The sequence below is a fragment of the Streptococcus sp. FDAARGOS_256 genome (assembly GCF_002289235.2).
In the GTDB taxonomy this organism is placed as follows: domain Bacteria; phylum Bacillota; class Bacilli; order Lactobacillales; family Streptococcaceae; genus Streptococcus.
In genome coordinates this window covers 1-13230 of record NZ_NTGM02000002.1, presented here as the reverse complement: position 1 = coordinate 13230, position 13230 = coordinate 1, and the positions used below count along the sequence as shown (strand labels likewise).

General features: G+C 45.0%; 3 protein-coding genes, 11 tRNA genes, 3 rRNA genes and 5 pseudogenes. 2 read left to right on the top strand and 20 right to left on the bottom strand.

Translation table 11 applies throughout. From position 1 onward, the window contains the following. The 18 genes and pseudogenes from A6J84_RS10075 to rlmD form a co-directional block, all read right to left on the bottom strand. A pseudogene (locus A6J84_RS10075) lies at positions 1–1662 on the bottom strand (exonuclease domain-containing protein); the annotation flags it as partial. A 175-nt stretch (positions 1663–1837) separates the two neighbouring features. Then, a tRNA-Pro gene (locus tag A6J84_RS10070) sits at positions 1838–1911 on the bottom strand. Positions 1912–1926: 15 nt separating this feature from the next. Next, positions 1927–2000 (bottom strand) — tRNA-Arg (locus A6J84_RS10065). An 11-nt stretch (positions 2001–2011) separates the two neighbouring features. Then, positions 2012–2097, bottom strand: a tRNA-Leu gene (locus tag A6J84_RS10060). A 7-nt stretch (positions 2098–2104) separates the two neighbouring features. Next, a tRNA-Gly gene (locus A6J84_RS10055) sits at positions 2105–2176 on the bottom strand. Positions 2177–2203: 27 nt separating this feature from the next. Next, a tRNA-Thr gene (locus tag A6J84_RS10050) sits at positions 2204–2276 on the bottom strand. A gap of 12 nt (positions 2277–2288) precedes the next feature. Then, positions 2289–2370, bottom strand: a tRNA-Leu gene (locus A6J84_RS10045). A gap of 5 nt (positions 2371–2375) precedes the next feature. Beyond that, a tRNA-Lys gene (locus tag A6J84_RS10040) sits at positions 2376–2448 on the bottom strand. A 24-nt stretch (positions 2449–2472) separates the two neighbouring features. Continuing rightward, positions 2473–2545: transfer RNA gene (locus tag A6J84_RS10035), tRNA-Asp, on the bottom strand. A gap of 2 nt (positions 2546–2547) precedes the next feature. Further along, positions 2548–2620, bottom strand: a tRNA-Val gene (locus tag A6J84_RS10030). Positions 2621–2725: 105 nt separating this feature from the next. Continuing rightward, positions 2726–2841 (bottom strand): 5S ribosomal RNA (gene rrf / locus A6J84_RS10025). Between the two features lie 76 nt (positions 2842–2917). Beyond that, positions 2918–5806: ribosomal RNA gene (locus tag A6J84_RS10020) — 23S ribosomal RNA — on the bottom strand. A 121-nt stretch (positions 5807–5927) separates the two neighbouring features. Next, a tRNA-Ala gene (locus A6J84_RS10015) sits at positions 5928–6000 on the bottom strand. A 51-nt stretch (positions 6001–6051) separates the two neighbouring features. After that, positions 6052–7587 (bottom strand): 16S ribosomal RNA (locus A6J84_RS10010). Together the 16S, 23S and 5S rRNA genes with 11 tRNA genes alongside form the textbook arrangement of a ribosomal RNA operon. A gap of 227 nt (positions 7588–7814) precedes the next feature. Then, a tRNA-Glu gene (locus A6J84_RS10005) sits at positions 7815–7884 on the bottom strand. A gap of 65 nt (positions 7885–7949) precedes the next feature. Then, positions 7950–8105, bottom strand: coding sequence for a 23S rRNA methyltransferase (locus A6J84_RS10000; protein WP_013670141.1), 156 nt, complete (start codon positions 8103–8105; stop codon positions 7950–7952). Next, positions 8072–8266, bottom strand: coding sequence for a hypothetical protein (locus A6J84_RS10280; RefSeq protein ID WP_095726498.1), 195 nt, complete (start codon positions 8264–8266; stop codon positions 8072–8074). Before A6J84_RS10280 ends, A6J84_RS10000 begins: the two co-directional genes overlap by 34 nt. Positions 8267–8291: 25 nt before the next feature. Then, positions 8292–9206 (bottom strand): 23S rRNA (uracil(1939)-C(5))-methyltransferase RlmD, encoded by a 915-nt coding sequence (gene rlmD / locus A6J84_RS09995; RefSeq protein WP_095726497.1) that lies wholly within the window; start codon positions 9204–9206, stop codon positions 8292–8294. Positions 9207–9336: 130 nt separating this feature from the next. Here rlmD and recX point away from each other — a divergent pair. Together recX and A6J84_RS09985 are read left to right on the top strand one after the other, a co-directional pair. Beyond that, positions 9337–10108 (top strand): annotated as a pseudogene (gene recX, locus A6J84_RS09990) (recombination regulator RecX). Positions 10109–10184: 76 nt separating this feature from the next. Beyond that, positions 10185–10725, top strand: a pseudogene (locus A6J84_RS09985) (DUF402 domain-containing protein). Positions 10726–10794: 69 nt separating this feature from the next. On the opposite strand, the pseudogene A6J84_RS09980 reads toward A6J84_RS09985, so the two are convergent. Together A6J84_RS09980 and groL are read right to left on the bottom strand one after the other, a co-directional pair. Continuing rightward, positions 10795–11560 (bottom strand): annotated as a pseudogene (locus A6J84_RS09980) (epoxyqueuosine reductase QueH). 123 nt (positions 11561–11683) lie between these two features. Continuing rightward, positions 11684–13230 (bottom strand): annotated as a pseudogene (gene groL, locus A6J84_RS09975) (chaperonin GroEL); the annotation flags it as partial.

Sequence of the window (13230 nt, the reverse complement as noted above, 5' to 3'; positions counted from 1 at the left end):
TACACCAAAACGCTTAGTCAAAGGTCCCAAACCATGGCGTTTATACTCCGGATAGAGGTTTCTAGCAAACTCCAGCGTATCGATAACTGGCTGGCTAATCTTAGGCAGACCATGACGCTCATAGTTGGCATTCATAAAGCCAACGTCAAAGGTGGCATTGTGAGCAACTAAAACTGTATCCTTGCAAAACTCTTGGAATTCTTGTAAAACTTGTTCCAGTGGTTTGGCATTTTTAACATGATCATCTGTAATACCTGTTAACTCAGTAGTAAAGGCTGACAAGGGATGCCCAGGATTGATAAATTCATCAAATTCGGCAATAACATTTCCCTTATACATCTTAGAGGCTGCAACCTGAATCAAATCATTATAGATAGCTGAAAGTCCCGTCGTCCACGTCAAAGACCACATAGGTCGCTTCTGACAAGCCCATCTTCACTTCGTTGTAAACGATAGGGACACGGTCCTCCACGATATTGGCTTCCATTCCATAGATCAGCTGGATTCCAGCTTTCTTAGCTGCCTTGTAGCCATGTGGGAAGGATTGAACATTTCCATGGTCCGTGATGGCAACCGCCTTGTGCCCCACTTAGCAGCTGTCGCAACGATCTCCTCTACCTCTGGTAGAGCATCCATAGTCGACATATTTGTATGGGCATGAAACTCAACCGACGCTCACCTTCTGGCATCAAGTCCTTCCGCTCATAGTGAACAACTTCCTGCACATCCTGGACGTTCATGGTCAAATCACGTGTGAAGTTATTCATCTCCACATTCCCACGAACTCGGAGCCAAGAATTCTTCTTAATGATGTCAAACTTCTGAGCTTCTTCTTCATTCTTAACCCATTTTTGCATTGAAAAACTTGAAGTGTAGTCTGTCATTTTAAAGTTGATCAAAACGCGACCAGTTCTGGTCACCTTATGCTCCACATCAAAAACGACCCCTTCAAAGACCAGGCGATTTTCCTCAGTCGTCACGTCAATCATCTGGGTAACTTCAGCCTTATCTAGTTTAGGCTTGGCCGCAGCCTTTTTAGCCTGAAAATCAAAGCTGGCTGAAAGGCTGGAGTTGTTGCTCCATAGCCCGGAGCGCTTCCTCATTGGCAGCTTGAACAATCTGTTCATTCTCCGTATGGAATGCTTCCTCCTGCTCTTGTGTAAGAGCATCGTTCTTTTCTATTTGACAAACAAAAGCTGGAAAACCAAACTTTTCGAGTTGCTTTGCCAAATTAGGAAGATGATTCTTCTTAAAGTGCTCCTTATCAATCGCCTCTGAACCTTCAATAATGAGTTGATTTCCTTCCGCACGAACTTGCAAGTTCTGGTAAAGAGATTTAAACCCTTGACTTGCCCACGGACCTTCAGAAAAAGCCTCTCTATAGTAGGCCTGCAAGAGTTCATTAGAGAATTCTTGAGAAAGAGCCTTGATTTCGAAAACAGCTCGGTTTCCTGTCTTAGAAAATTCTTCACCAAGCCCTTTCTTTAACTCTAAAAAGATTTCAATCGGTAAAATATTAGAAAATACAAAATGAAATTCCCAAATCTTACTAATTTTATGAACCACAACACGCTCAATTCTGGCATCAACAAGAGCAGGATCCCGTCTCAATTGATCAGAGATTCCTAGTTGATTCATTAAAATTTCAAACTTACTTGACATTCATTTTCCTCACATTATTCTCTTACTATTTTACCATAATTAAAGAAAATATATAGTCACTACCATTCCTTAAGCACTGCTAGTTTACACAAATTTGTTCCGTAAAAAAAAAAGAAGACTCTCAGAATCTCCTAAGTAAATAAAAAAAGATACCCAAAAGTATCCTCGTAATCGATCGGGAAGACAGGATTCGAACCTGCGACACCTTGGTCCCAAACCAAGTACTCTACCAAGCTGAGCTACTTCCCGCGTTAAATAAAAAAATGCACCCTAGAGGAGTCGAACCTCTAACCGCCTGATTCGTAGTCAGGTACTCTATCCAGTTGAGCTAAGGGTGCTCATCATTATATGCCGAGGACCGGAATCGAACCGGTACGATCGTTACCAATCGCAGGATTTTAAGTCCTGTGCGTCTGCCAGTTCCGCCACCCCGGCCTCTCTAAGCGAACGACGGGATTCGAACCCGCGACCCCCACCTTGGCAAGGTGGTGTTCTACCACTGAACTACGTTCGCATCGACCTCTTATTCTATATAAAAAAATGCCGGCTACATGACTTGAACACGCGACCCTCTGATTACAAATCAGATGCTCTACCAACTGAGCTAAGCCGGCTACTTTCTATTATGCGGGTTAAGGGACTTGAACCCCCACGCCGTTAAGCGCCAGATCCTAAATCTGGTGCGTCTGCCAATTCCGCCAAACCCGCAAATATGACCCGTACTGGGCTCGAACCAGTGACCCATTGATTAAAAGTCAATTGCTCTACCAACTGAGCTAACGAGTCTAAAATAACTTCCGTTATCTTAAACGGTCCCGACGGGAATCGAACCCGCGATCTTCGCCGTGACAGGGCGACGTGATAACCGCTACACTACGGGACCTATGGGAGTTAACGGGATCGAACCGCTGACCCTCTGCTTGTAAGGCAGATGCTCTCCCAGCTGAGCTAAACTCCCAAAGGGCGGAGTCTAGCTCAGCCAACGGTAAGAAACTTCGTTTCTCTCATCCGCCGATTGTAATTTCGATTTCCTCTCAATTACAACTGAGCTAAACTCCCTCGAGCTAAGCGACTTCCATATCTCACAGGGGGCAACCCCCAACTACTTCCGGCGTTCTAGGGCTTAACTGCTGTGTTCGGCATGGGTACAGGTGTATCTCCTAGGCTATCGTCACTTAACTCTGAGTAATACCTACTCAAAATTGAATATCTATCAAATCTCAAGAAAACCTCACACTTCGTATTCTCAGTTACTTTGGATAAGTCCTCGAGCTATTAGTATTAGTCCGCTACATGTGTCGCCACACTTCCACTTCTAACCTATCTACCTGATCATCTCTCAGGGCTCTTACTGATATAAAATCATGGGAAATCTCATCTTGAGGTGGGTTTCACACTTAGATGCTTTCAGCGTTTATCCCTTCCCTACATAGCTACCCAGCGATGCCTTTGGCAAGACAACTGGTACACCAGCGGTAAGTCCACTCTGGTCCTCTCGTACTAGGAGCAGATCCTCTCAAATTTCCTACGCCCGCGACGGATAGGGACCGAACTGTCTCACGACGTTCTGAACCCAGCTCGCGTGCCGCTTTAATGGGCGAACAGCCCAACCCTGGACGACTACAGCCCCAGGATGCGACGAGCCGACATCGAGGTGCCAAACCTCCCCGTCGATGTGAACTCTTGGGGAGATAAGCCTGTTATCCCCAGGGTAGCTTTTATCCGTTGAGCGATGGCCCTTCCATACGGAACCACCGGATCACTAAGCCCGACTTTCGTCCCTGCTCGAGTTGTAGCTCTCGCAGTCAAGCTCCCTTATACCTTTACACTCTGCGAATGATTTCCAACCATTCTGAGGGAACCTTTGGGCGCCTCCGTTACCTTTTAGGGAGGCGACCGCCCCAGTCAAACTGCCCGTCAGACACTGTCTCCGATAGGGATAACCTATCCGGGTTAGAGTGGCCATAACACAAGGGTAGTATCCCAACAACGTCTCCTTCGAAACTGGCGTCCCGATCTCATAGACTCCTACCTATCCTGTACATGTGGTACAGACACTCAATATCAAACTGCAGTAAAGCTCCATGGGGTCTTTCCGTCCTGTCGCGGGTAACCTGCATCTTCACAGGTACTAAAATTTCACCGAGTCTCTCGTTGAGACAGTGCCCAAATCATTACGCCTTTCGTGCGGGTCGGAACTTACCCGACAAGGAATTTCGCTACCTTAGGACCGTTATAGTTACGGCCGCCGTTTACTGGGGCTTCAATTCATACCTTCGCTTACGCTAAGCACTCCTCTTAACCTTCCAGCACCGGGCAGGCGTCACCCCTATACATCATCTTACGATTTAGCAGAGAGCTGTGTTTTGATAAACAGTTGCTTGGGCCTATTCACTGCGGCTGACGTAAAGTCAGCACCCTTCTCCCGAAGTTACGGGGTCATTTTGCCGAGTTCCTTAACGAGAGTTCTCTCGCTCACCTGAGGCTACTCGCCTCGACTACCTGTGTCGGTTTGCGGTACGGGTAGAGTATGTTAAACGCTAGAAGCTTTTCTTGGCAGTGTGACGTCACTAACTTCGCTACTAAACTTCGCTCCCCATCACAGCTCAATGTTATAGATATAAGCATTTGACTCATATCACACCTCACTGCTTAGACAGACACTTCCATTCGTCTGCTTTAGTTAGCCTACTGCGTCCCTCCATCACTACATACTCTAGTACAGGAATATCAACCTGTTGTCCATCGGATACACCTTTCGGTCTCTCCTTAGGTCCCGACTAACCAGGGCGGACGAGCCTTCCCTGGAAACCTTAGTCTTACGGTGGACAGGATTCTCACTGTCTTTCGCTACTCATACCGGCATTCTCACTTCTATGCGTTCCAGCACTCCTCACGGTATACCTTCTTCACACATAGAACGCTCTCCTACCATACCTATAAAGGTATCCACAGCTTCGGTAAATTGTTTTAGCCCCGGTACATTTTCGGCGCAGGGTCACTCGACTAGTGAGCTATTACGCACTCTTTGAATGAATAGCTGCTTCTAAGCTAACATCCTAGTTGTCTGTGCAACCCCACATCCTTTTCCACTTAACAATTATTTTGGGACCTTAGCTGGTGGTCTGGGCTGTTCCCTTTCGACTACGGATCTTAGCACTCGCAGTCTGACTGCCGACCATAATTCATTGGCATTCGGAGTTTATCTGAGATTGGTAATCCGGGATGGACCCCTCACCCAAACAGTGCTCTACCTCCAAGAATCTTTATGTCGACGCTAGCCCTAAAGCTATTTCGGAGAGAACCAGCTATCTCCAAGTTCGTTTGGAATTTCTCCGCTACCCACAAGTCATCCAAGCACTTTTCAACGTGCCCTGGTTCGGTCCTCCAGTGCGTCTTACCGCACCTTCAACCTGCTCATGGGTAGGTCACATGGTTTCGGGTCTACGACATGATACTAATTCGCCCTATTCAGACTCGGTTTCCCTGCGGCTCCGTCTCTTCAACTTAACCTCGCATCATATCGTAACTCGCCGGTTCATTCTACAAAAGGCACGCTCTCACCCATTAACGGGCTCGAACTTGTTGTAGGCACACGGTTTCAGGTTCTATTTCACTCCCTCCCGGGGTGCTTTTCACCTTTCCCTCACGGTACTGGTTCACTATCGGTCACTAGGGAGTATTTAGGGTTGGGAGATGGTCCTCCCAGATTCCGACGGGATTTCACGTGTCCCGCCGTACTCAGGATACTGCTAGGTACAAAGACTATTTTAAATACGAGGCTATTACTCTCTTTGGCTGATCTTCCCAAATCATTCTTCTATAATCTTTGAGTCCACATTGCAGTCCTACAACCCCGAAGAGTAAACTCTTCGGTTTGCCCTCCTGCCGTTTCGCTCGCCGCTACTAAGGCAATCGCTTTTGCTTTCTCTTCCTGCAGCTACTTAGATGTTTCAGTTCACTGCGTCTTCCTCCTCACATCCTTAACAGATGCGGGTAACAGGTAGTACCTGTTGGGTTCCCCCATTCGGAAATCCCTGGATCATCGCTTACTTACAGCTACCCAAGGCATATCGTCGTTTGTCACGTCCTTCTTCGGCTCCTAGTGCCAAGGCATCCACCGTGCGCCCTTATTAACTTAACCTTATTTTTTGACCTTTCAGTCATAAACTCTTTTAATACTACAGCGTTTCGGTTTATTTCTTGTTACTATTTGATATAGATATTCAATTTTCAATGTGCATTACTTGGTGATCTCTCACCAATGGAGCCTAGCGGGATCGAACCGCTGACCTCCTGCGTGCAAAGCAGGCGCTCTCCCAGCTGAGCTAAGGCCCCACAAGACCTCTCAAGACTAAACAAGACCAATGTGCAGTTCCTTATCCTTAGAAAGGAGGTGATCCAGCCGCACCTTCCGATACGGCTACCTTGTTACGACTTCACCCCAATCATCTATCCCACCTTAGGCGGCTGGCTCCAAATGGTTACCTCACCGACTTCGGGTGTTACAAACTCTCGTGGTGTGACGGGCGGTGTGTACAAGGCCGGGAACGTATTCACCGCGGCGTGCTGATCCGCGATTACTAGCGATTCCGACTTCATGTAGGCGAGTTGCAGCCTACAATCCGAACTGAGACTGGCTTTAAGAGATTAGCTTGCCGTCACCGGCTTGCGACTCGTTGTACCAGCCATTGTAGCACGTGTGTAGCCCAGGTCATAAGGGGCATGATGATTTGACGTCATCCCCACCTTCCTCCGGTTTATTACCGGCAGTCTCGCTAGAGTGCCAACTGAATGATGGCAACTAACAATAGGGGTTGCGCTCGTTGCGGGACTTAACCCAACATCTCACGACACGAGCTGACGACAACCATGCACCACCTGTCACCTCTGTCCCGAAGGAAAACTCTATCTCTAGAGCGGTCAGAGGGATGTCAAGACCTGTAAGGTTCTTCGCGTTGCTTCGAATTAAACCACATGCTCCACCGCTTGTGCGGGCCCCGTCAATTCCTTTGAGTTTCAACCTTGCGGTCGTACTCCCCAGGCGGAGTGCTTAATGCGTTAGCTGCGGCACTAAACCCCGGAAAGGGTCTAACACCTAGCACTCATCGTTTACGGCGTGGACTACCAGGGTATCTAATCCTGTTTGCTCCCCACGCTTTCGAGCCTCAGCGTCAGTTACAAGCCAGAGAGCCGCTTTCGCCACCGGTGTTCCTCCATATATCTACGCATTTCACCGCTACACATGGAATTCCACTCTCCCCTCTTGCACTCAAGTTAAACAGTTTCCAAAGCGTACTATGGTTAAGCCACAGCCTTTAACTTCAGACTTATCTAACCGCCTGCGCTCGCTTTACGCCCAATAAATCCGGACAACGCTCGGGACCTACGTATTACCGCGGCTGCTGGCACGTAGTTAGCCGTCCCTTTCTGGTAAGATACCGTCACAGTGTGAACTTTCCACTCTCACACTCGTTCTTCTCTTACAACAGAGCTTTACGATCCGAAACCTTCTTCACTCACGCGGCGTTGCTCGTCAGACTTCCGTCCATTGCCGAAGATTCCCTACTGCTGCTCCCGTAGGAGTCTGGGCCGTGTCTCAGTCCCAGTGTGGCCGATCACCCTCTCAGGTCGGCTATGTATCGTCGCCTTGGTGAGCCGTTACCTCACCAACTAGCTAATACAACGCAGGTCCATCTGGTAGTGATGCAATTGCACCTTTTAAGCAATGTCATGCAACATCTACTATTATGCGGTATTAGCTATCGTTTCCAATAGTTATCCCCCGCTACCAGCAGGTTACCTACGCGTTACTCACCCGTTCGCAACTCATCCAGAAGAGCAAGCTCCTCCTTCAGCGTTCTACTTGCATGTATTAGGCACGCCGCCAGCGTTCGTCCTGAGCCAGATCAAACTCTCATTAAAAGTTTGAGTTCTTACTCATTTCTGTCACTGACAGATTTATTGTTTTTTTCATTGTTCATACTATAACCTCAGTTATAGTGCCCTGCACATTGGTTCGTCTGTTCAGTTTCAAAGGTCTTTGTCACTCATTCTCTCTCAAGCGACAACTATATTAGTATATCACAGCCATCTGTCTCTGTCAACAGATTTTTTAAACTTTTTCAAGTTTTTTTAGCCGCAATACACCATAGTCCGTACGGGATTCGAACCCGTGTTACGCCGTGAAAAGGCGGTGTCTTAACCCTTGACCAACGGACCTGAGCTTTTCAACTCTTTCTATTATACCTACTTTTTACCTTTGTCAAGGACTTTTTTCAGTGAAGTTAATTTTTTCTTTTCTTCACTAATTTAACCACTGCTTCTGTCCGTGCAGTGTGGGGAAACATATCGACCGACTGGATATACTGGAGGTCATAGACTTTTACTAGTTTAACCAAATCTCGCGCTAAGGTCGAAACATTGCAGGATACATAGACCATTTGTCTGGAACGTAGGTCAGAATGGTTTCCAACAGCTTATCATCTAAGCCTGTACGAGGAGGGTCAACTATCAAGGCATCCGCTCGGTAGCCTTCTTTATACCAGCGTGGAATAATCTCTTCTGCTGTCCCCGCTTCGTAATGGGTATTGTCAAACCCCATTTTTGAGCATTTCTCTTGGCATCTTCTATGGCTTCTGGAATAATATCCATTCCTCTAAGACTCTGACCTTATTTGCGAAGGCAAATCCGATCGTCCCAACACCACAATAAGCATCGATTAGATGGTCTTCTTTGCTGACATCCAAAGCCTTAATTGCTTCACTATAGAGAATTTCTGTCTGCTCCGGATTAAGTTGATAAAAAGCTCGGGGTGAGAGAGAAAAACTCATAGTCGAGTACTCCTTCTTGAATTCTCTCTTGACCCCAGATAATTTCTGTCTTTTCACCATAGATTTCACTTGTTTTGCTGTATTTGTATTGACTGCAACTGTGACGACTTCTGGAAAATCTTTAACTAAGTCTTTTACTAGCTGGGTTACATTAAGCTGTCGATTCGTGACGATGATTATCTGGACTTGTCCGTTTTTCTTGCTCTGCGTACCATGATGGTGCGAACACCGAGCGTTTTCTCTCATCTGTAATGGAATTTGGTGGTAAGTAAGAAGTTCAGCTAGGCGATTCGCAATCACTTGGGTTTCCTTATCTTGCACCAAACAGTCTTTCAACTCTACGAGATAATGAGAGTTTTGTGCATACAAACCTGCCTGACCTGATTTTAAATTTCCGAGTCTGGAATTGAAGCTTAGCACGGTAGTACTTTGGTTCCTGCATTCCGATAGTTGGACGGATCTCATATTTTTCATATCCCGCAGGAGCAAATTTTTCAGGGCTTGATGGAGCAGATCTGTTTTGAACTCTAACTGTTTATCGTAGTGGAGATGCATGATTTGGCAACCACCACATTCATTATAAATCGTACAAGCTGGCACGACTCGAAATTTAGACTTCTTATTAACCTTTAGTAATTTTGCTTCTACAAAGTTACGTTTGATAGAAGTAATCTGACAATAGATGTCTTCTCCTTTGAGGGCGCCTGGCACAAAACGAGGGTTTTCTGATAGAAACCGATTCCCTCACCATTAATGCCCATCCGCTTGATTTTAAAGGTATTTTTGTTTGACTTTCAGATTCATACCCCTATCTTATCACATTTTAGGGTATAATAGAACTATGAAAATCACAAAACTTGAAAAGAAAAAACGTCTCTACTTGATGGAACTAGATGGACAGCAAACCTCTTATATCACGGAAGATACTATTGTCCGTTTATGCTGTCTCGAGATAAGGTCATTAGTAAAGAGGAACTGACCGAGATTCAGGATTTTGCCCAGTTTTCTTATGGTAAGAATCTCGCTCTCTACCATTTATCCTTCAAGGCCCGTACTGAAAAGGAAGTGCGAGAGTATCTGAAAAAGTATGATCTTGATGAAAAAATCACAAGTCAAGTTATCGCCAATCTTAAAGAAGATAACTGGATTAATGATCGTCAGTATGCTTATTCCATCATCAATGCCAATCAACTTTCTGGAGATAAGGGACCCTATGTGCTAGCTCAAAAACTGTCTCAAAAAGGATTGCCAAATCAACTATTGAAGAGGTTTAAAGGATTTTGATTTTTCAGAGATTGCTCAACGTGTTGCAGAAAAACTGCTTAAAAAATACAATGGAAAGCTTCCCTCTCGTGCCTTGCAAGATAAGATTATCCAAAACTTGACGAACAAAGGCTTCTCCTATTCTGATGCTAAAAGTGCCTTTGATGACTTGGACAGTCAAGTCGACCAAGAAACGACTCAAGAACTCATTTTTAAAGAGCTAGACAAACAATATGCTAAGTATGCTCGAAAGTATAAAGGATACGAACTAAACAACGTTAACCCAAGTTTTAGCTCGAAAAGGCTATGATTTTTCGGATATAGCCATCGCTCTCAGAGAATATCTTTAATATTTTCGTGTAAAATTCAAAAAATTAGACCGATTATGATATAATAGTAAACGATAAACTTATAAATTGTAGAAAGTTGGTTAGTTATGAACTTCCAAAAGAAGGCGACTTTATTACAATTCAAAGTTATAAGCATGATGGGAGTCTTCACCGTACTTGGCGAGACACCATGGTACTAAAAACAACAGAGAACGCCATTATCGGCGTCAACGACCACACACTTGTTACCGAAAGTGACGGTCGTCGTTGGGTGACTCGAGAACCGGCTATTGTTTACTTTCACAAAAAATATTGGTTTAATATCATTGCTATGATTCGCGATAATGGGATTTCCTACTATTGCAATATGGCTAGCCCCTACTATCTAGATGAGGAAGCCCTGAAATACATTGATTATGATTTGGATGTCAAGGTCTTCACTGATGGTGAAAAGCGTCTCTTGGACGTTGAAGAGTATGAGCGCCATAAACGTAAAATGAAGTATTCTGATGATTAGACTATATTTTGAAAGAGCATGTTAAAATCCTTGTTTATTGGATCAACAATGGACGCGGTCCTTTCTCAAGGCCTATGTCAACATTTGGTACAAACGCTACATAGAACTAAAGAATCGGTAAAGTTGTCAATCCGGGGTAGAGCCCTGGTTTTTTTATTTGAAAAACCCAGCTTTACAACTGGGTTGGTTTCTATATATCTAATTTAGTAACAGTAAACTTGATGTGGGAATAGTCTTTTCAACATCCTTATCCAACAAGAAAGCCGTAGCATCCTTCTTAACCTGAACAAGATCAATGTTCTGAGCTTGAGCTGCATAGACGCATCCACAATAACATTGACGATAGATATCATACTCCTCGCACATCTCCACCGAGCGCTTGTAGCCTTGATTTTTCTTGAAATCACTTGGAAGATAGTGGGTGGTGTAAATCTTTTGCACATCGATTCCGATGCTGTTGATGGTTTGAGAATTCTTATGAGGACTGATGGTCAAAGCTGAACCAAAATAGTCAAAGCCCAAGTCCATAGCTACCTGTGCTGTTTTGTCCAGACGGTAGTCAAAACAAACCTTGCAACGGTCACCACCTTCAGGTTCTTCTTCCAGTCCTCTGACTAACTTCCGGTATTCATTGGGTTCATAAGGCGCTTCTAAATACTGAACCGTATTTCCTGTTCGCTCATTGAAATCATTAACAAATTTCTTGGTGACGTAAGCTCGCTTGTGGTATTCTGCCTTGGGATGGATATTGGAATTGGCAAAATAGATGGTCACATCAGCGTATTTTGTCAGGTATTCTAGGGTGTAGGTACTACAAGGAGCACAGCAAACATGCATGAGAATAGTGGGACGTTGCTCATTTTTCTCCCAAATCTGTACCATTTTTGCATAACACGGTCATAATTAATCTTCTGATTGGGATTCATCTTGCTCAGAATTTCTTCTACATCGATCATGTTCTTCTCCTTTTTCTAGTTTTATTTTATCATATAAGTTAGGAGAGCTCAAATCTATTTAGAAGAGAAAACCTTAAAAGGAGGGATTATGTTCCCTCCTTTTGTGTTTTTTATAAGTTGCTTTTACATCATCCCGCCCATCATGCTTGGATCCATTGCTGGAGCTGGGGCTACTGGTTCTGGTTTATTGGCTACGACTGCTTCTGTTGTTAAAATCAAGCTAGCTACAGAGGCTGCATTTTGAAGGGCTGAACGGCTCACTTTAACTGGGTCGATGATTCCCTCTTCAATCATGTTGACCCACTCGCCAGTTGCTGCGTTGAAGCCTGTACCAACTTCAGCATTTTTCAAACGGTCAATGACGATAGACCCTTCGAATCCTGCATTGTGGGCGATTTGACGAACAGGCTCTTCCAAGGCGCGGAGAACAATATTGCGTCCTGTTGCTTCATCTCCTGTCAATTCCAAATCAGCAACGGCTGGAATGACATTGGCAAGAGCAGTTCCACCACCTGCAACGATTCCTTCTTCAACGGCTGCACGAGTAGCGTTGAGGCATCTTCAATGCGGAGTTTCATTTCTTTCAACTCAGTTTCAGTTGCAGCACCGACCTTGATGACTGCGACACCACCTGACAATTTTGCCAAGCGTTCTTGCAATTTTTCGCGGTCAAATTCAGATGTTGTAGTTTCAATTTGTGACTTGATAACCGCAACACGGTGGGAAATGGCTTCAGGATTTCCAGCACCTTCTACGATAACCGTGCTATCTTTGTCCACAGTTACTCTCGCTGCTTGACCTAGCGCCTCAATAGTAGCGTCTTTCAACTCAAGACCAAGATCTTCTGTGATGACTGTTCCGCCTGTCAAGATAGCGATGTCTTCTAACATAGCCTTACGACGGTCACCAAAGCCAGGGGCCTTAACTGCTACTACGTTGAAGGTTCCACGAATCTTGTTCAATACAAGAGTCGGAAGAGCTTCACCATCCACATCATCCGCAATAATCAAGAGTGGACGATTGCTTTGGAGAATACTTTCTAGGAGTGGCAAGATTTCTTGATATTTGAAATCTTCTTATCAGTAATCAAAATGTATGGATTTTCGAGGTCAGCCACCATTTTTTCGCTATCTGTGCACCATGTACTGTGATAGGTAACCGCGGTCAAATCCCTTCCACGACTTCAAGCTCTGTTTCCATACCACGTGATTCTTCAATAGTGATGACTCCATCTTTTCCAACTTTTTCCATAGCTTCAGAGATGTATTCGCCGACTTTCTCAGAACGGGAAGATACGGCAGCAACCTGAGCGATGGCTTCTTTGTTGGCAACAGGAATGGCATTGTTTTTCAAGGCTTCTACAGCTGCGGCAACTGCTGCTTCAATCCCACGACGGATACCGATTGGTTGGCACCTGCAGTGACGTTTTTGATTCCTTCACGGACGATAGCTTGGGTCAAGACAGTTGCAGTTGTCGTTCCGTCACCTGCGATATCATTGGTTTTTGAAGCTACTTCTGATACCAATTTGGCACCCATATTTTCAAAATGGTCTTCCAATTCGATTTCTTTGGCAATAGTAACACCGTCATTGGTAATTAATGGTGAACCAAATGATTTTTCCAATACAACATTACGACCTTTTGGTCCCAAGGTTACTTTAACAGTATC